The organism is Paenibacillus apiarius, from assembly GCF_017052585.1.
In the GTDB taxonomy this organism is placed as follows: Bacteria; Bacillota; Bacilli; order Paenibacillales; family Paenibacillaceae; genus Paenibacillus_B; species Paenibacillus_B apiarius.
Map to the genome: position 1 here is coordinate 136,786 of NZ_JAFFHZ010000002.1, position 22,137 is coordinate 158,922.

The 22,137-nt window shown below is 54.0% G+C and carries 3 protein-coding genes; all 3 read right to left on the bottom strand.

What is annotated here, in order from left to right; all coding sequences use genetic code 11:
* Positions 1–16 precede the first annotated feature (16 nt).
* The gene (locus JSQ80_RS26725) at positions 17–19,906 is read right to left on the bottom strand and encodes a non-ribosomal peptide synthase/polyketide synthase (protein WP_206097850.1); all 19,890 of its coding nucleotides are present in this window, start codon (positions 19,904–19,906) and stop codon (positions 17–19) included.
* Between the two features lie 708 nt (positions 19,907–20,614).
* Positions 20,615–21,037: an arsenate reductase (thioredoxin) gene (gene arsC / locus JSQ80_RS26730; protein WP_087433794.1), complete on the bottom strand. Its 423-nt coding sequence runs from the start codon at positions 21,035–21,037 to the stop codon at positions 20,615–20,617.
* Positions 21,038–21,060: 23 nt separating this feature from the next.
* Entirely contained in the window at positions 21,061–22,125 is a 1,065-nt protein-coding gene (gene arsB / locus JSQ80_RS26735; RefSeq protein ID WP_087433793.1) for an ACR3 family arsenite efflux transporter, read from the bottom strand.
* Positions 22,126–22,137: the final 12 nt, after the last annotated feature.

Genomic DNA, 22,137 nt, shown 5'->3' on the forward strand with positions numbered 1-22,137 from the left:
ACCGGTGAACAGAAGGTTAGAATACAAAATCGATTTCTTCTGCTAAGGACGCCTCCTCCTCTTCCTCTGCATTGCCGTGCAAGTGAATGTCACCTATACGGATAGCAGGCTGCTCACAGATCTGAGCCATGATGGACATTAGATCCTCGGCAAAGTTATCGATCATGTTTGTTGTAAACAATCGGGTACAATATTCAAATTGCCCGCTCATTACACCGTCTTCCAGCGCAATCTCAAGCGTCAGATCGAATTTGGCGGCGTAGTGATGTTGCGTATACGGTTCTACGGTCAGCTCATCGAAGCGAACGCTCCGGTTTTCTGTATTTTGCAAGACGAACATGGTGTCAAACAGCGGATTTCTGCTTAGGCTCCAAACGGCCTGCACGCGCTCCACAAGCTCCGCAAACGGATAATCCTGATTCTCGTAAGCCGCCAAGGTCATTTCCTTAACCTCCTCCAGATAGGAGAGGAATGACTTCTCCCCGCACGGATAGCTGCGCAACGCAAGCGAGTTAACGAACATCCCGATGAGCGGCTCCACATCCGCATGCGTTCTTCCCGCAATTGGAGTGCCCACGATGATATCTTCTTGATCCGAGTATTTATGCAGCAAAATCGTATAGGCTGCCAATAACACCATGTACATCGTCGTCCCGGTATGCTCGGCGAGCCGCTGCAGCCCCTCGCTCAAGTGCGAATCCAATACAAAATCAAGAGTGTCTCCTTCATGGCTCTTATGAGCCGGTCTCGCAAAATCGGTTGGCAATTCCAACTGCGGAAGCTCGCCATCCAAGGCGTCAAGCCAGTAGGCTTCCTGTTGTTTTATCCGTTCACTCTGCACCTCTGATTGCTGCCATGCGGCATAGTCCTTGTATTGGATGCGCAGCGGCGGCAGCTCTTCTCCGCTATACAAGCGGGCAAATTCCTCCACCAATATGCCCATAGAGACTCCATCGGAGATGATGTGATGCATGTCAAACAACAGAATATGATGTATCCGGTCCAATTCAATCAGACCTACACGAAGCAAGGAAGGCTGCTCCAAATCAAAGGTCCGGATGAATTGACCCGCGATTGCTTCAACCTCTTCTTCGCTTGCCTGCATATACTCCACCGCAAATGCCGCATCCCGATGCACGCGCTGCATCGGCTCGCCGTCCACCATCTCGAAGCTGGTGCGGAACACTTCATGACGCGCGATTAATCCGCGGAACGCTGCCTCGAATCGATTCCGGTCCAGTTGCCCTCTGAGCGACATCGCTCCCGGCATGTTGTAGCTTAGTTCGGCCCCTTCCAGCTGCTGCAAGATGTACAACCGCTTCTGTGCGGAAGACAGCGGATAATACTCGCTTGCTTCGGCCTGCGGAATGGCCTGGAACTCCCGTTGTTCCATTCTGTCGATAGCGAGTGCCATGTCTTCGAGAATCGAATAGCGGAACACGTCTCTCAAAGGCAGATTGATGTTCAGTTCTTTATTCAGCTTGCTAACCAAGGTAGTGGCGCGCAAGGAATGTCCCCCGAGTTCGAAGAAGTCGTCCTTCACGCTGACATGTTCCAGTCCGAGCACATCTTGCCAGATTCGCACCAGCTTCACTTCCAGCAGCGAGCGCGGCGCAACATGTTCCTTGCCGCTGCGCATGCTTCCTCCCGGAGCCGGAAGCGCCTTCCGGTCGAGCTTCCCGTTCGGTGACAACGGCAGTCGCTCCAGCTGCACGAAGTACGATGGAATCATGTAGCCCGGCAATTCTACAGCCAACGCTGATCTCAGCTCGCTTACCTGCAATTCGCTATCCGCGGCGAAGTAGGCGCATAATGCCTTCTGCCCGCTCTCATCTTCCCTTGCGACGACGACCGCTTCCCGTATGGCTGCCACTTGCACCAGTTGGGCCTCGATCTCGCCGAGCTCGATGCGATACCCACGGATTTTCACCTGATGGTCGATCCGGCCTAAATATTCGATGCTGCCGTCCGGCATCCAGCGGGCTAAGTCGCCTGTCCGGTACATCCGCGCTCCCGGCTTGAACGGAATCGTCACGAATTTCTCGGCCGTCAGCTCCGGCCGCTTCAAGTAGCCTCGCGCCAAGCCCACACCCGCGATGCATAACTCTCCGGCTACGCCAATCGGCTGCAGTTGATCTTGACGATTGACGATATAAATTTGCGTATTGTCAATCGGCTTTCCAATCGGCACGCTCGTATATGGCTGCCCAGCCTCACAATCATAGTACGTCACGTCTACGGTCGCTTCCGTCGGCCCGTACAGATTGATCAGGCGCGCTCCACTCGCCGGCGCAATGCAACGCTCGAATCTCTCAACTTGCGAGAGGGTCAGCGCCTCGCCGCTTGCGAATACCCGCGAGAGTGCCGCTAAGCTGCGCTCCCGTTCCGCAATAGGCTGCTCCTCGACATATTCGAGGAAGGCATGCAGCATGGACGGCACAAAATGCATCGTGCTGATATGCTGCTGCGCGATCGTATCCAGAATGACGGCCGGGTTCTTCTCCCCTCCGACCGGCAGCAGGCACACTTTGGAACCGACGAAGGCCCACCAGAACAACTCCCAGACGGAGACGTCAAATGTGATTGCCGTCTTCTGCATAATCGTATCGTTGGCGGTGATCGGATATTGCTTCTGCATCCACAGCAAGCGGTTGATGACAGAACCGTGCTCGACCAGAACCCCCTTCGGTTTGCCCGTCGTCCCCGACGTATAGATGACATAAGCGGCATCGCTGGCCTGGTTGACCCATTCCAGATTCGATCCATCTTCGGCATAGGAGCTCGCATCGTCCAGATTGACGATGCGGCCTGCAAAGGACACGCTCTCTCTTGAGCGGTCTTGCAGCAAGAGCACCTGCGCTCCCGAATCTTCCAGCATGTAGTGAATGCGCTCCTCTGGAAAATCCGGAGCAATCGGCACGTAAGCCCCGCCAGCCTTCAAAATCGCCATGATGCCGACCATCATCTCGAGCGAACGCTCGGCCATAATGCCGACACGCTGATCCGGCTCAACTCCTTGCGCTCGCAGCGTCCGGGCCAAGCGGTTCACACACTCGTTCAGTTCCCGGTACGTCAGCTGTTCCTGCTCGAACATGACCGCCACCGCATCTGGAGTTCGTTCAACCTGTTCTTCGAACATCTGATGGATCGTCTTCTCCCGCGGATAGTCCGCTGCCGTATCGTTGAATACATCTACAATTTGCGCTTTCTCCGCTGCAGTCGCGAGCTCCAGTTCTCCCACCGATATTTGCGGGTTGGCCGTAATTTGCTCAAGCACATGCACCAGATGCCCCTTCAACCGCTCGATGCTCGCTCTGTCGAACACGCTTCCGTTGAAGTCGAAACGAACGACGAGTTCTTCGCCCGGCACGACCATTAGATTGAAATCATAGTTCGTTTGTTCTGCCACTTCGACGTCCGTGATGCTCAGCGTTCCACTGTCCTTGCTTCCGGTTTGCTCCATCTGCTCATCCACCGGATAGTTCTCGAACACCATAATATGGGATATTAACTCCTGCTTTTGCGCACACTGCGCTTGTATCTCATACAACGGATAATAATCGTATCGGCCAGAGTCCAATGCCTGCTCCTGCAGCCGTCTCATCACCTGAGTAAAGCTCGTCTCCGCCGCGCAAGCGACGCGCACCGGAATCGTGTTGATGAACAGCCCGATCATCGTTTCAATTCCCGGAATTGCTGCCGGTCTGCCCGAAACGACCCCGCCGAACACCACATCGTCCGTGCCGTTGTATTTCTGCAGAATGATGCCCCAGGCCGCCTGCAGCAATGTATTCAGCGTCACTGAATGCTGCTTGGCCAGTTGGCTCATCCGTCCTGTCAAGGTCTTGCCCAGTTCGCACACGATATGCTCCAGCACGTAAGCTTCGTCTCGCCCTTGCGTCTTCCCTTGCGGCAGCACCGTCTGTTGGTCGTACCCTGCTAAGTATTCGCTCCAATACCCAGCTGCTGCCTCCTCGTCCTGCTGCTCCAACCACTCGATATACTGGCTATAGGACGACTGAGTGTACGCTGGCAGTGCCTGTTCATCGTGATGCTGTTTCATGTAGGCGCTATATGTGTCGAACAGCTCTTGCGTCAGCTGCGGTAAGCACCAGCCATCCATCAGAATGTGGTGAGAGCTCCAGAGCACGCGGCAGCTGGCTGCTCCCGTGCGCATCAGCGCTACCCGCACCAACGCATCCCGCTCCAAATCAAATCCCTTCAGCTTATCTTCCCTTGCGGCGTGCTCGATATGTGCAGTCTGCTCGGCTGCTGGCAGATGGCTTAGATCTTCATAGACGAATGCAATCCGCTTGTCCCGGTACACAATTTGCAGTGGTTCGCCGTTCCATCCGCTATAGAAGTTCGTCCGGAGTACCGCATGGCGCTTAGCCAATACGTTCAAACTCATGGCGAAGACATCCACATCGAGTACTCCCTGTATGGTGAATCGGGTTTGCTCGAAATAAGCGCCCGCCTGTTGATCGATAGCGTTGTGGAACCACATGCCCTTTTGCATCGGCGTCAACGCATATATATTTTCGATCTCGCCGACGTGCCGCGTTTGCTCCACAATCAGCTCCAATTCCTCGACACTCAATCCCTGCAACAGCACATCGCTCGGCGTCAGTTCCGTGCGCTCTTTCGCCGCGCAGTGCGCAATAATCTCCTGCAAGCTCTCATGCAGGCGCCCGGCCAGCTCCTCCATCGTCTCCCTGCGGTATTCCTTCCGGCTGTAGCTCAGGTCAAAGGACAACGATCCGTCCGAAATGCCTCCGTTGATGTCCAATGCGTATTGGCGCACTTGCTTGCCGCTTGTATCCGTGCCGCTCGAATACGGGGACATCTCCATCCCGTTGCTGTTCAGATCTTGATCGAACTGCCCCAAGTAGTTGAAGCTGATCTCGGGTGCTGAGCCCCACGCCGCGTCGTCCATTGTTCCAGACAGATATCGGCAGATGCCATACCCGATCCCCTTGTGAGGAATTTGGCGCAAGTCCTCCTTCACCTTTTTGACGCGATGGGACAAGCTCTTGTCCGGCTCTATCTCAAGCAGCACCGGATACTCGCTCGTAAACCAGCCGACCGTGCGTGAGATATCGACGTCCTCTATGATGGACTCGCGGCCGTGTCCTTCCAGATTCACCAGCATGCGATCACGGCCGCTCCATTGCTGGATGGCCATTCCAAGCGCCGTCAACAGAATGTCGTTCATGTCGGTGTTGTATGCCCGGTGGACGTGCTTCAGCAGTTGTTCCGTATCCTCCCGGCTCCATTGGACGGTGACAGATTCGCTATCCCGCTGCAAAGAAACACTTGCTGTCCGATCTTTCGGCAGCGGCTTCGTGTTCGAATGCGCGATACGCTGCCAATACGCTCGTTCCTGCTCCATGGCCGGACTCTGCGCGTATCCTCTCAGCTGCTCGGACCAGGTTAGATAGGAGTCCGTCTTCGCCGGCAGACGGATCGCTTCTCCATTTAGCGCCTGCTCGTAACCTGCCGCGATATCCTCCAGCAAGATCCGCCATGAGACTCCGTCGATAACGGCATGGTGAATGATGATTAACAAATGATGCCCATGCGCGCAAGTGAATAACCCCGCTCTGAGCAGCGGACCAGCTTGCAAATCAATACTGCTCTGTATCTCGTTCGCCTTCGTTTCGATTGCCTTGTAGCACGCCGGATCATCCGTGAAGTCCGCCACGTCGAGGCTATAGAGCTCGCCTTCTCCGATCCCTCTGTTCCAGGCTGCATACCCGTGCTCCGTCTTGCGGAATACCATCCGCAGCGCATCGTGATGCTCGGCGATCTTCTCCAGCGTCTTGCGAATCGCCGCTTCGTCGAAGCCTTCCTTCCGGTACAGCATGATCGATTGGTTATAGTGATGCGGGTCGGCGAACCGCTGCCCGAAGAACCAGTGTTGAATCGGCGTCAGCGCCGCCTCGCCTGTCACTGCGCCTTGGTTGGCTTTCCTGCCAATCGGCTGAAGATGCGGACTGAGCTCCGCGATAGTCGGATATTTAAACATGTCGCGTATCTCCAGCTTGTAACCGGCCTGATGCAGCCGGGAAGACACTTGAATCGATTTGATGGAATCGCCGCCCAGTTCGAAGAAGTGATCCATCAATCCAACCTGCTTCGCACCCAATACAACCTGCCACACGGCTGCCAGTGTCTTCTCTGCCTCGGTTCGCGGCGCGACATACTCTGCTCCGGTATACGCATTTCCTTCTGGAGCCGGCAGTCCCTTGCGATCAACTTTGCCGTTCGGAGTCAACGGCATGCGCTCCAATTGCACAAAATGCGCAGGAATCATATAGTCCGGCAATTGTTGGGCCATCGATGCTCTCAGCTCGCCTGCCGTTAGAGCGCTGTCTGCAACGAAGTATGCGCACAACACCTTATGTCCGCTTCCATCCTCCCGCGCAACGACGGCCGCTTCGCGGACGCCTGCCGCTGCCAGCAGCTTAGATTCCACTTCGCCAATCTCAATGCGATACCCTCGAATCTTCACTTGATGGTCGATCCGGCCCGCATATTCGATGTTGCCGTCCGGCAGCCAGCGGGCCAAGTCGCCCGTCCGGTACATCCGCGCTCCCGGCTTGAACGGATCGTCTACGAATTTCTCGGCGGTCAAGTCCGGCCGATTCAGATAGCCGCGGCCGACGCCGGCTCCGCCGATATATAATTCACCCGTGAGACCGATAGGCTGCAGCGAGCGGTTATCATCCAAAATATACATCGTTACAGCCGGAAGGGGTTTGCCAATCGGCAACGTCCGCAACGCATCCGGCGTTGTCCGTTCATAGTAGCAAGCATCGACGCAAGCTTCAGTCACGCCATAGCTATTCAGTATTCGCATGTGTGAACCGCAGCGCTCGGTCAGCTTATGGAATTCTGCCGCCGGGCAATGGTCCGAACCCACGATTAACATCTTCAGGCTGCTGATGTCCAAGTCGTTGTCGTACACATAATCCATGAACGGGATGACGAGGGCCGGTGTCGATTCAAACATCTGTATCTGATGCTTGCGAATCAACTCCGTGATCGCCGCCGGGTTCGCCCGCGCCTCCTCCGGACACAGAATAAGCTCTCCACCATACAGCAGCGTGCGGACCATATCCCCCGAGAACACGTCAAACGAGAAGCTGGCCCACTGCAGCCAGCGGATACCTTCCTCCTCCAGGCGATATTCGCGTTTCCAGGCGTCGGCCATGGCCACCAGTTGTCTGTGCTCGATCATGACGCCTTTCGGATTGCCCGTCGTTCCTGATGTGTAGATGACATACGATAAATGCGCCGGCTCATTGAGCGGCTTCAAGTTGGTGCCGTCTTCATGATAGAACGCTTCTTCGTCCAGAATCACCCATGTCCCGGCAAACGCTGCGCTTGCTTGCAAATGACGCTGGGCCAGCAGCACCTGCGCGTGCGAATCGTCCAGCATATAGCGAATGCGATCCTCCGGATATTTCGGGTCGATTGGCACATAGGCTCCGCCGGATTTCAAGATGGCCATAATGCCCACGATCATCTCCAGCGAGCGATCGGCCATGATGCCGACCAGTTGCTCAGGCTCCACTCCCTCTGCCCGCAGCGTGCGCGCCAGCCGATTCGCCCGTTCGTTCAGCTCCCGGTACGTCAGCTGCTTGTCCTCGTGTACGACCGCAATCCGATCCGGCGTGCGCTCCACTTGCTCCTCGAACAATTGAGACACCGTTTTCTCCTGCGATTGCCCTGCCTCCGCTCCGTTGAACACATGTTGAATCTGATCCTTCTCCACTTCCGTGAGCATGCCGAGCGAAGCCAGCTTAGCCTCCGGCTGGTTTACAATGGAATGGATTAACTGTTGGAAGTGCTGTGCCATACGTTCTGCCGTGTCCGTCTTATACAAGGCAGTCGCATATTCGAGACTGCATTCCAGCCCGTCATTCTTTTCCGACACATCCAAGCTCAGATCGAATTTGGACATCGTGTACTCGCTCGGATACGGCGTTAACCGCAGTCCTTCGAGCGGGAAATTCCCGGGTTCCGTATTATTCAAGGCGAACATGGTGTCGAACAACGGATTGCGGCTTAAATCTCTTTCGACCCGCAATTGCTGCACCAGTTCTTCAAACGGATAGTTCTGGTGTTCATAGGCTCCCAAGGTCGTTTCCTTTACTTCCGCCAGATAGGACAGGAATGTTTTGTCTCCTGCCGGATAATTGCGGATGGCCAGCGTATTGACGAACATCCCGATGAGCGGCTGCAGATCCCCGTGGGTTCTGCCGGCAATCGGCGTGCCCACGATGACATCCTCTTGGCCCGTATACTTATGAAGCAGGATGGTATAGGCCGCGAGCAGCACCATATACAGCGTTGTCCCAGTGTCGGCGGCAATCCGGCGCAATCCTTCGCTCATATGCGGATCGATGCCGAAAGCAAGCGTGCTGCCAGCATACTGTTGCACGGCAGGACGCACATAGTCCGTCGGCATTTCCAATACCGGAAGTTCTCCGCGAAGCGCGTCCAGCCAATATCCTTCCTGCCTCTTCATCCAATCCTGCTGCGCTTCGGAGAGCTGCCATGCGGCATAATCCTTGTATTGGATGCGAAGCGGCGCTAATTCTGCTCCGGCGTACAAACGGACGAACTCTTCCACCACAATCCCCATCGAGACGCCGTCGGAAATGATGTGATGCATATCATACAAGAGCACATGACGTTCCTTGGCCAGCTCAAGCAGTCCGATTCGCAGCAGCGGCGGCTTCGCCAAATCGAACGTGCGGACGAAGTCCCGTACGATCGCCTCGACTTCTTCCTCTTCCGCCTGCCGATATTCCACCGTAAAATCCACTTTCTCATCTATTCGCTGCACCGGCTCGCCATTCACCATTTCAAAGCCGGTGCGCAATGTTTCATGGCGAGCTACAAGCCCGCGGAACGCTTGTTCGAGCTTCTCGCGGTCGAGCATTCCTTCAAGGAGCAATACGCCCGGCATATTGTAGCCCTGCTCCGCCCCTTCGATCTGATGGAGAATATACAGCCTCTTCTGCGCGGAGGATACCGGGTAATACTCTCTTGCTTCAACCGCCGGTATGGACATATACTGGCGCTGCTCCTTCTCGGCAATCGCGGCGGCCATCTCCTCAATCGTCGCGAAGCGGAAGACGTCCCGCAACGGAAGATTAACCTGCATCTCCTGGTGCACGGTGTTCACCAGTGCAGTTGCACGCAAGGAATGTCCGCCAAGCTCGAAGAAATTATCTTTCACTCCGATGCGTTCCAGTCCAAGCACATCTTGCCAGATACGCGCCAAGTCGGCCTCCAATGGGGTCCGCGGCGCTATATATTCCGTTCCGGTATTGACGCTGTCCTCTGGAGCCGGCAGGGCTTTGCGGTCGATTTTGCCATTAGGCGTCAGCGGCATCCGCTCCAACTGCACGAAATAGGCCGGAATCATATAGGCCGGCAGTTCCTGCGACAGCTCTTGCCTCAATTCGCCCACCGTGAGTTCCCGGGCGGCTACGAAGTACGCGCATAGCTGCTTCTCCCCGCGTCCGTCTTCCCGCGCGATGACAATGGCCTCCCGTACAGGCGCCGCCTTCGTCAATTGGGCTTCCACTTCGCCGAGCTCGATCCGGTAACCGCGAATTTTCACCTGATGATCGATACGTCCCAAATATTCGATATTGCCGTCCGGCAGCCAGCGCGCCAAATCACCCGTTCTGTACATTCGTCCGCCCGGCTCGAAAGGACTATCCACGAACTTGTCAGCCGTCAGTTCCGGACGGTGCAAATAGCCGCGCGCCAAGCCATCGCCCGCTACGTACATTTCTCCGGCAACGCCCACAGGCACGCATTGGCGATTCGCATCCAGCACATAAATTTTCAATGTTGGGATCGGGCGCCCGATATTGCTCTTCGCTTGTTCGATTTCCACGTGAGTAATTTCTTTATAAGTGACATGGACCGTCGTTTCGGTTATTCCATACATATTGATCAACTGGGTATGCGGATATTTCGTTTTCCAATCTTTGAGCAGCTGCGGATTTAACGCTTCTCCTCCGAATATGACTTTTCTCACTTTCAACTCTTGTCCGGGCTCTGTGAGAGCTTCCCGCAGCAGCTGATAAAAATAAGTCGGTGTCTGATTCAATATGGTCACTTGCTGCTCATGAAGCAGCTGCAGGAACTGCGCCGGATTCTTGGCCGTCAGCTGCGGAACGACTACCAATCTGCCTCCGTATAACAGCGCTCCGTACATCTCCCAGACCGAGAAGTCGAAGCAGAAAGAATGGAACAGCGTCCATGTATCGGCTGAATTGAAGTCGAACAGATTTCTGCTGTTGAACAATAACCGTACGACATTTTTATGCTCGATCAAGGTTCCTTTCGGCTTGCCGGTCGTTCCTGAAGTATAGATGACATAAGCCAGATCGGACGGCGTGTTGTTCGTCCCCGGATTCGAACGGTCTTCAGCGAAGGATTGCTCGTCGTCAAGCATGACGGCTGTCCCTTCAAAGCCTGCTCTGTCCCGCAAATGATGCTGAAGGAGCAGCACCTGCGCTCCGGAATCCTCCAGCATGTAGCGAATCCGCTCTTCCGGATATTCCGGATCAATTGGCACATAAGCCCCGCCGGCTTTTAGAATAGCCAGAATGCCGACTATCATTTCCGGAGAACGCTCGGTCATAATGCCAACCAAGCTGTCTGCTTGCACATCTTTTTCCCGCAGCGTATGCGCCAAACGATTGGCCCGTTCGTTCAATTCCCGATAGGTCAACTGAACATTTTCGCAACTTACAGCCACTGCATCCGGCGTCCGCTCCGCTTGTTCTTCGAACAACCGGTGGATCGTCTTCTCCCGCGGGTAGTCCGCAGCCGTATCATTGAACCGCTCCACCAGCTGAAGCTTCTCTTCAGCCGTCAACATCTCCAGCCTGTCCAACCGGGCCGACGGTTCGACAGCGACGGCAGCGGCCAACTGGCCGAAATGCTGTGCCATGCGTGCGACCGTTTCCCGCTGGAACAAGGCAGTCGCGTATTCAATGCTGCATGCAAGCCCGTCCTCTTTTTCTTCGATATGGAAGGTCAGGTCGAACTTCGCGATTGGATGTGCTGCCGGGTGCGGCAACAGCTGCAGCCCATCGATATCGAACGTTCCCTGCTCCGTATTCTGCAGGACGAAGACCGTATCGAACAACGGATTGCGGCTTGCGTCCCGCGGCACCCGCACATTTTCCACCAATAGCTCGAATGGATAATCCTGATGCTCGTACGCCCGCATCGTTGTGTCTTTGACTTCCTCCAAGAAGGACAAAAACGTCTTCTCCCCGGCAGGATAGTTGCGAATAGCCAACGTATTGACGAACATCCCGATGAGCGGCTGCACATCTCCATGCGTTCTGCCTGCAATTGGCATGCCCACGATGATGTCTTCTTGCCCTGTGTATTTATGCAGCATGGTCTTATATAGCGCCAGCAGCACCATATACAATGTAGCCCCAGACTCGGCAGCCAATTGCTTGAGGCGCTTGGCCTCGCGCTGCTGAATCGCGAATTCGAGCGTATTGCCTTCATAGCTCCGGAATAGCGGCCGCGCATAGTCTGTCGGCATTTCCAAGACCGGCAGCTCACCGCGCAGCGCATCCAGCCAGTACGCTTCCTGCCGCTTCGAGCGTTCCTGCTGCGCTTCGGACAGCAGCCAAGCCGCATAATCCTTGTATTGAATGCGTAAAGGCGAGAGCTCCTCTCCGTCATACAACCGGACGAACTCTTCGATCAGAATCCCGATCGAGGCCCCGTCGGATATGATATGGTGCATGTCGAACAGCAGAAGATGGCGCTGCTCCGCAAGCTTGACCAGACCGATTCGCAAGAGCGGAGGCTTCTGCAAATCAAACGCGCGGATGAAACCGCGAACTGCTTCATCAGCCGCTTCTTCGCTGGCCTGCGCATACTCCACCGCAAAATCCATTTCTTCGTATACCCGCTGCACAGGTTCGCCGTTCACCATTTCGAAGCCGGTGCGCAGCGTCTCATGCCGCGCAATCAGCTGGCGGAACGCCGTTTCGAGCCGCTCCCGATCAAGGGCTCCCGCGAGCGTCATCACGCCCGGCATGTTGTAGGTCTGTTCCGCTCCCTCCAACTGCTGCAAAATATAGAGCCGTTTCTGGGCGGAAGACACCGGATAGTATTCTCTCTCGGCGACCCGAGGGATCGCGCTGTATATCTCTTGCTCCATCCCGCCAATCACTTGAGCAAGCTCTTCGATCGTAGGGAAGCGGAATACCTCGCGCAGCGGCAGGCTGACGTTCATCTCTTGGTGAAGCTTGCTAACCAGCGTCGTTGCGCGAAGAGAGTGTCCGCCAAGGTCGAAGAAGCTGTCCTTTACGCTTACCTTGTCAACGCCGAGCACTTCTTGCCATATTTGAGCCAGCTTGGCTTCCAGCGGCGTCCGCGGCGCTACATGTTCCAGTCCGGTGTTCATGTGTCCTTCCGGTTCCGGGAGCGCCTTGCGATCGATCTTTCCGTTCGGCGTCAGCGGCATCCGCTCCACCTGCACAAAATGCGTTGGGATCATGTACCCCGGCAGCTCTTGCGACAAGGACGCTCTCAACTCGCTTGCCGTAAGCTCTTTATCCGCTGCATAGTACGCGCACAGCGCCTTCTGGCCGCTGTCGTCCTTCCGCGCGATCACGACCGCGTTCAGAACCGATTCCACCTTCAGCAGATGCGCTTCCACCTCGCCAATCTCAATCCGGTAACCGCGGATTTTGACTTGATCATCGATTCGTCCCACGTACTCGATCGTTCCATCCGGCAGCCATCTCGCCAAGTCGCCTGTGCGGTAAAGCCGTGATGCAGGCGCTATTGGACTGTCCACGAACTTCTCTGCGGTCAGTTCCGGACGGTTCCAGTACCCTTGGGCCAGTCCGTCTCCGCCTGTGTACAGCTCGCCGACCACCCCTGCTGGCAGCAGCTTGCCCGCTGCATCCAGCACGTATGCTTGCGTATTGCCGATTGGACGACCAATCGGTATGGATGGACGCTCCACATCCGCTGCAGAAATTTCATGGCAGCAAGTAAAGGTTGTATTCTCGGTTGGTCCATATCCATTGATTAGGCGAATTCCGTTATACCGCTCCAGAACCTTTTTGGCATGCGTCTTGGAGACGACGTCTCCTCCCACAAGCAATTGCCGAACTCCTTGCAAAGCTTGGAGCTGATTCTCGACCATGACTTGGAACAGTCCTGCGGTCAACCAGAGGATCGTCACCTGGTGCCGCTCAATGGCCTGCGCCCATTCGGCCAGCGAAACATTGCCTGATGGCAACAGGGCCAATGCAGCTCCGTTCAACAAGCTGCCCCAGATCTCGAACGTCGCCGCATCGAATGATATCGTCGAACCTTGCAGAAAAACGTCCTTGCTGCCGATGTCGACATAATTGGCGGCGGCCGTGAGCCGTACCACCCCTCGATGCGTGACGCACACTCCTTTCGGAATTCCCGTCGAGCCGGACGTATAAATGATGTAGGCCACATCGTCCGCAGCCGCCGCAGCCGACACGTTCGGCCAGCTGCCGTCCCGCGCCATCTCTGCTGCCTCATCAAGCAGAACATAATCGATGTTGTTGTCCGTCAGGGCAGGCAAGCTTGCCTGCAGATGCGCCTGCGTTAGCAGCACGCTTATTGCCGTATCTTCCAGCATGGCGTTCATGCGTTCTTGAGGGTACGAAGGATCGATCGGAACATATGCCCCGCCGGATTTGAGAATTCCGAGCAATCCAATGACCATGTCCAAGGATCTCTCCGCGCAAATGCCGACCAATGTTCCTCGTGCCACCCCCCGTTCCCGCAAAAGACACGCAATTCGATTGGCAGCAGCGTTCAATTCCGCATAGGTCAACCGCTTGTCTTCCAATAACACTGCTACCGCGTCCGGAGTTCGATTCTCCTGTTCCTCGAACAATTGGTGTATCGTCTTCTCCCGCGGGTATTCGACAGCGGTAGCGTTGAACACGTCCATAATCTGCGCTTTCTCCGCCGCTGTCGCCAGCTCGAGTTCTGCCACCGATATTTGCGGGTCAGCCGCGATTTGTTCCAGCATGTTCACGAAATGGCCTTTCAACCGCTCCATGCCCGCCCTGTCAAATACGATTCCGTTATAATCCAGACGAATCACGATTTCGTCACCTGGCATGATGACCAAGTTGAAGTCATAGTTCGTCTGCTCCGTTACCTTGACGTCCTTCAATTTCAGCCCTTTGCCGTCAAGGCTTTGCAATTGCTCGATTTGCTCTTCCATCGGGTAGTTCTCGAATACGACGATATGATTGATCAGTTCCTGCTTTTGCGCGCTCTGCGCCTGAATCTCATACAACGGATAGTGATCGTGCTTGGCGGATGCCAGCGCCTCCTCCTGCAGTCTGAGCATGACATCGGCAAAGCTCTCCCCCGCATCGGCGGTAACGCGAACGGGTATCGTGTTGATGAACAAGCCGATCATCTCTTCAACACCCGGCATGTCCGCCGGTCTCCCCGATACGACGCCGCCGAAGACGACGTCGCCGGTTCCGTTATACTTCTGCAGCATGACGCCCCATGACGCTTGCAGGAGCGTATTCAGGGTCACCTGATTCCGTCTAGCCGCGTCGTTAATCCGCAGGCTCAAGCTCTTGCCCAATGCGCAATCGATATGCTCCGCCGCGTATGCTTCGCTTTGTCCTTGATTATTCCCTTGCGGCAGAATCGTGTGCTGGTCGTATCCGGCCAAATACTCCGACCAATAGGCCGATGCCGCTGCTTGATCTTGCTGTTCCAACCATTCGATATATTGACTGTACGCAGGCACCGTTGTCCGTTCGAGAGGCTGATGCCGCACGCGGGCGGAATACGTATCGAACACTTCCTTGGCAACCAGCGGCAAGCACCAGCCGTCCATCAGAATATGATGAGAACTCCAGAGCACGTAATGGCTCTCCGGGGCCGTACGAAGCACGAGCACACGCATCAGCTCGTCCCGCTCCAAGTCGAATCCGCGCCGCCGGTCCTCATTCACGGCGTTCTCGATATGCGCTCTCTGCTCAGCCGGTTCCAGAGCGCTCACATCTTCAAACGCGAACCCGATCTCCTTGTCGCGGTATACGATTTGCACTGGTTCGCCCTGCCAGCCGCTATAGAAATTGGAGCGCAGCACCGCATGCCGCCCTGCCAATGCGTTCCAGCTCTTGGCGAAGGCTTCCACATCGAGCGCCCCCTGCAGGGTAAAGCGCGTTTGTTCGAAATATGCGCCTGCTTGCCGATCCAGGGCGCTGTGGAACCACATCCCTTTCTGCATCGGCGTCAGCTTGTAAATATTTTCAATGTCCCCGATGTGCCGCGTCTGTTCCGCAATCCGCTCCAGATCCTGGGCACTCAGTCCCTGCAGCAAGACATCGCTCGGAGTTAATTCCGGCCGCTCCTTCGCCATGCAGTGCGCGATGATTTCGCTCAAGCTCTCTTGCAGCATCCCAGCCAGTTCCTCGATCGTGTCTCTCCGATATTCCTTGCCGCCATAGCTCAGCTCGAGGACTAACGAGCCATCCATAATCATGCCGTTAATGTCCAGCGCGTATTGGCGCGCTTGATTGCCGCTCGTGTCCGCACCGCTCGGATATGGAGATAATTCCATGCCGTTGTTTTGCAAATCCTGATCGAACTGGCCCAGGTAGTTGAAGCTGATATCCGGACCGGCCCCCCACGACGCTTCATGCGCAAGCCCGGACATATACCGGCAGATCCCGTATCCTATCCCCTTGTTCGGGACTTGGCGCAGGTCCTCTTTCACCTTTTTGATCAGGGAGGACAAGCTCTTGTCCGGCTCGATCTCGAGCAGCACCGGATACTCGCTCGTAAACCAGCCTACCGTGCGCGAGATGTCGATATCAGAAATAATGTCTTCCCTGCCGTGCCCTTCCAGATTGACCAGCACCCGGCGGCAGCCGCTCCACTTCTGCACGGCCGTCCCCAGCGCTGTCATCAGAATGTCGTTCATTTCCGTGTTGTATGCCTTGTGTACGTGCTTCAACAGCTGCTCCGTGTCCTCCCGGCTCCATTGGACGATGACCGACTCACTGTCCTTCTGCAAGGAACAGTCCGCTTCGTAGTCCTTAGGCAGAGGATTAGCTTCCGTCTGCGCTATGCGCTGCCAATAAGCCCGTTCATCGATTATGGCCGGACTGTCCGCATAAGCGGCCAGCCGCCCGGCCCAAGTGCGGTAGGCATCTGTTTTGCTTGGGAGACGTATCTCCTCATCGTTCAGCGCCTGCTCGTAACCAATCGCGATATCTTCCAGTAAAATCCGCCAAGAGACGCCGTCAATGACGGCATGGTGAATGACGAGCAGCAAATGATCCCCGTCCGGGCATTGGAATAATCCTGCCCGCACCAATGGTCCCGTCTCGAGGTCGATCCCGCTTTGAATCTCGTTCGCTTGCGCTGCAATGAGCGGTTCGCAAGCCGGTTCGTTACGGAAGTCCGCCACGTGCAACATGTATAGCTCGCCTTCTCCGATTCCCCTGTTCCAAGCGGTGTATCCGGACTCGGTCTTGCGGAATACCATCCGCAGCGCATCGTGATGCTCCGCGATCTTCTCCAGCGCCTTGCGAATCGCGGCCTCGTTGAAGCCTTCCTTGCGGTACAACATGATCGATTGGTTATAGTGGTGCGGATCGGCGAACCGTTGTCCGAAGAACCAGCGTTGGATCGGGGTCAGCTCCGCTTCCCCGGCCACTTCGCCCTGGTCGGCGATTCTGCCGGCTGGCTGGATATGCAGGCTCAACTCCGCAATGGTCGGGTATTGGAACAAATCCCGAATTTCCATTTTGTACCCAGCCTGGCGCAAACGGGAAGACACTTGAATCGACTTGATGGAATCGCCGCCAAGCTCAAAGAAATGCTCCCTTGCCCCGATCCGCTCTATCCCCAATACAGCCTGCCATACGTCAGCCAAAGTCTTCTCCGCCACGGTACTCGGCGCAACATATTCCGCCCCGGTATGCGCGCTTCCTTCCGGAGCAGGCAGCCCCTTGCGATCTACCTTGCCGTTCGGCGTCAATGGCATCCGTTCCAGCTGCATGAAATACGACGGTATCATGTATCCCGGCAGTTCTTCTGCCATCGTTCCCCTTAGTTCGTTCACTGTAAGCTCGCGGTCCGCCACATAGTATGCGCACAGCACCTTCTGTCCGCTTCCGTCCTCCCGTGCGGCGACGACTGCCTCTCGAACGGAATCCGCCCTGAGCAATTGAGCTTCAATTTCGCCTATCTCGATCCGGTAGCCGCGAATCTTCACCTGATGATCGATCCGCCCCAAGTATTCGATATTGCCATCCGGCAGCCACCGGGCCAAGTCGCCCGTGCGGTACATCATCTCGCCTGGCGCGTACGGATTGTCAACGAACTTCTCAACCGTCAAGTTTGGCCGATTCAAGTATCCGCGTCCCACGCAAGCCCCGCCGATATATAGTTCTCCCGTTATCCCGATCGGCTGCAACGAGCGGTTGCCGTCCAGAATCATCATGGATACGGCCGGCAATGGCTTGCCTATCGGCAGCGTTCGAAGCTCAGCGGAATCCGTCTGTTCGAAATAACTGGCGTCGACGCACGCTTCGGTTACGCCATAGCTGTTCAGGATGCGCATCTGCGCTCCGAATCGATCCATCAGCTTCTGGAATTCTTCGGCCGGACAGTAATCCGAGCCGACGATTAACAGCTGCAGACTGCGAATGTCCATATTGTTGTCGTATATATATTCCATCAACGGGACAACGAGGGCCGGCGTCGACTCGAACATCTGGATGCCGTGCTTGCGAATCAACTCGCAGATGGCTTCCGGGTTCGCACGCGCGTGACCGGGACATAGAATAAGCTCTCCGCCATGCAGGAGCGTTCGTGCCATGTCTCCCGTGAACACGTCGAACGAGAAGCTTGCCCACTGCAACCAGCGAATGCCCGTCTCATGCAACTGATACCGGGATTTCCAAGCGCTTGCCATGGCCACCAGCTGTCTATGCTCGATCATGACCCCTTTCGGCTTCCCGGTCGTCCCCGATGTGTAGATGACATAGCTCAGATCAGACGGAGCATTGTGCGATTCAAGGTTGGCGCCGTCCTCGTCATAGAACGAGTTATCATCTAGAATCACCCATGTGCCGGCGAACGCGACCCTCGCCTGCAGGTGACGCTGGGTCAACAGCACTCGAGCGTTCGAATCATCCAGCATATAGCGGATGCGGTCCTCCGGATATTCCGGATCGATCGGCACGTAAGCTCCTCCGGCTTTCAAGACAGCGAGAATTCCCACGATCATCTCCAGCGAGCGGTCTGCCATGATGCCCACCAATTGCTCCGGCAGCACGCCTTGGGCTCTCAATGTCCGCGCCAAACGATTGGCCCGTTCGTTCAATTCCCGATATGTCAGCTGCTTGTCTTCATACACAGCCGCAACATGATTAGGGATGCGCGCCGCCTGTTCCTCGAACAATTCGTGCACGGTCTTGTCCTTGGGGAACTCTGCAGCCGTATCGTTGAATTGGCTCAATATTTGATGCGCTTCTTCGTTGTTCAACATGGACAGCTCGTGCAGCGTCTGGTGCGGATTATGCAGAATTCTATTGACAATGGTAAGCATCTGCTCGATAATTCGAGTGATTTCATGATCTTCGAACAATTGGATCTGATAATCGACATTGATGACAAGCTGTTGATCGTCCAGCATATCTTCGACATGAACCGCGAAGTCATCGACTTCGTGACCGCAAAAACTGCTCCGCTGCTGAATGCTGAGCTGTCCATAGCTGGACCAACGAATCGGCATATAGTCCACAGACACGCCATAGAGATCTTGAATATCGCTGTGCTTATGCTCCTTTCTCAAATCCAAAATAAGCTGGTTGTACGGATATTTCTGATGACGCAAATTCGTCTTTTGCTCTTTGGAGACATTATGTAGGATGGAAATCAGATCTTGGTTGGGATCAAGCGACAATCGAGTCGCGACTGTGCTTACAAACATGCCCAACATTTCTTTTTCTTGCCTTGATGTCCGGTTCGCGTATGCCGTCCCCACAGCAATATCCAAATTTCCGGTCGTTTTATATAAAAACATGTAGACCGTTGCCAAAAATAGTGTGAACAGGCTAATGTTGTGTTGCTCGCTGAAGACCTTCAGCTGTTCGTAACGCTCGCCGGTGAGGGCTACGTACGCTCTTTTCGCCTCGGTGCTTATGGAGTATGGAGGATACGGTTTAATTCCCGTCGTCTCGGGCATGGTTTTGAACTTTTCCAGCCAATATGCCTTATCTTTCTGATAGCGATCGGACTTTTCATATTCCTGCTCCGCATAAATGTAATCGAGATAAGAGTTCTTCTTGTCTTTGGCCGAGAACGTTCCATTTGTAAGCTCCATATAGGTTTGCACGATTTTATTGCCAATAAGATGTGAAGTTACGCCATCAGCTATAATATGGTTAATTTTTAAGTTAATCCAATATTCTTGATTGTTAACGTTAAATACTGCGAAATGATATAATTTATCATCAAAAATACTGATTGGAATTTGATTGAAACGATGCAACCAGTCTTTAGCTTCCAAATGGTCATCCCATTCCATATAATCGACTTCCGGGATGATAGCCGCCGATTCGGGCTCGAGCCGCTGCATGGGTTGATTGTCTTGAGTCATGATTCTGATTCGGAAAGCATCATGTTCCGTAATTACTTGATAGATAGACTGTTTCAGCGTAGTTAGGTCTACCTCGCCTCGAATGACTAAAGTTCCTGCAACGGTAGAGACGGTGGTATTCGGATGCATCATTTCCATATACCATATTCTTCGCTGCGCCTGCGTCAATGGAAATAGTATGTTCGGATTCGCGTTCACTTGGACTCCCCCCTATTAGAAATATTCGTAAACTGTCTAGGTTCACAGCTAATTGAATGCTCTTCTGGATGAGTTAATAAACATCTCCGTATAAAAATTATGTTTGATTATAATTGGGCATATCCCGTACTATTGTGTGTAAGCGTAGGTGGCTTGAATGCGGTTCATAAAGGGCAGGTTAGCGTTTCTTGGGGTCATCACAGGTGTGTGGCCAGGTCAAGGGTTATCTGGCACAGGTGTAGAAAAGCCAAATGGTTGGCGGAAATAGATGAATATTATTCGTCAAATCATCCAGATAAAGATACTTCCCCCCTTATATGCAATAAAGCGAAGTATTTTAAGGCATTTAAAAGACATCCTTATAAGTTAATTATTACCACCCCGTATTATAGTAGCATTGGTTGTATTTAACAATATCATTTACTGTAAATTAGTATAATATCTTAAATTTCCGTCATATTAAGCTTGATTTTGTCATAAATATGTCATATATACCCGTTTTTACAGGAACGTGAAAAAGCCCCATTACGTAAGCAGCAGCGCATTTTAAACGCCTCCGTTTATTTAATGGGGATAATTATTAATGCCATTATTTAATTGCAGGAGGTTTTATTTGATAGACACGGTCATTTCCAGTTCTTTGATATACATGACGTGGCGCTTCTCTGTTCAAGTTTACATTTTCATTTACGCTGGCCTCTCCCATTGCTATTTGCCTTCCTGCAAAAATTGTCCAATGCGAGCCTTGATCTCATCTCGAACCTGGCGGAACTCCGCCATAATCTCTTCTTCGGTGCCGGTTGCCTTGGCCGGGTCGGTAAAGCCCCAATGCCACTTTACTGCATCCTTGTTCAAAATGACGGGACAATGCTCATCCGCATGGCCACAGAGTGTAATGACATAATCTGCACGGTTCAGCAGTACGGGGTCAATGACATCCGATGTATGCCGTGAAATATCGACCCCTGCCTCCTCCATCACTTGAACGGCTCGCGGATTAAGCCCGTGCGCTTCCAGACCCGCGCTCTTCACTTCATAGCGGTCGCCGCCCAAAGCTTTCAACCACCCATCCGCGATTTGGCTCCGGCATGAGTTGCCCGTACATAGGAAGTAAACTATTTTTTTGTCCATGATGATGTCTCTCCTTCGATTTTCTATTTATGTGTGAATGTTTGCTTATCGAAATATTTTCTCTTAAACCAGTAGGCGACATTAACCAGTCCAATCAACACGGGCACTTCAACGAGAGGTCCGATAACGGCGGCAAAGGCTGCTCCGGAATCGATGCCGAATACCCCAATGGCAACCGCGATGGCCAGCTCAAAGTTATTGCTTGCGGCCGTGAAGGACAAAGAACAACAGATTGGATAGGAGGTCCCGGTTCGGATAGACATGAAGAACGAAAACAAAAACATGATGACAAAGTAGATAAGCAACGGGATCGCGATACGCACCACATCCAGCGGCAAGGAAACGATCAGGTCCGCTTTGAGTGAGAACATGAGCACGATCGTGAACAGCAATGCGACAAGCGTCAGGGGGCTGATTTTAGGAATGAACACTTGTTCATACCATTCCGTCCCCTTCAGCTTTATACCGATGATACGGGTCAACAGGCCAGCTGCAAATGGAATGCCTAAGTAGATGAATACACTTTCGGCAATCTGTCCCATCGATACATTCACTTCCGCACCTTGAACCCCGAACCATCCAGGCAAGACGGTGATAAAGATGTAAGCAAACACGGAATAGAACAAAATCTGAAAAATGGAGTTAAAAGCGACAAGACCGGCGGTATACTCCGGATCACCCTTGGCCAGATCGCTCCACACGATGACCATGGCGATACATCGCGCCAGCCCCATCATGATGAGACCTATCATATATTCCGGCATATCGCTCAAGAATAGGATAGCCAGTAGAAACATGAGGAAAGGCCCGATAATCCAGTTCTGAACCAATGAAAGCAGGAGTACCTTCCAATCTTTAAATACTCTCCCGAGCTTCTCATATTTCACTTTAGCAAGTGGCGGATACATCATCACGATTAATCCGATGGCAATGGGAATGGAAGTCGTGCCGACTTGCATTCCTGACAATCCTTCCGAGAACCCGGGTACCAAGTATCCCAACAGGATTCCCAGCGCCATGGCGCTAAATATCCATAGGGTCAGATACCGATCCAGAAAAGATAACCTCTTCGTCGTTCCTTGGCTCATGCGAATCTCTCC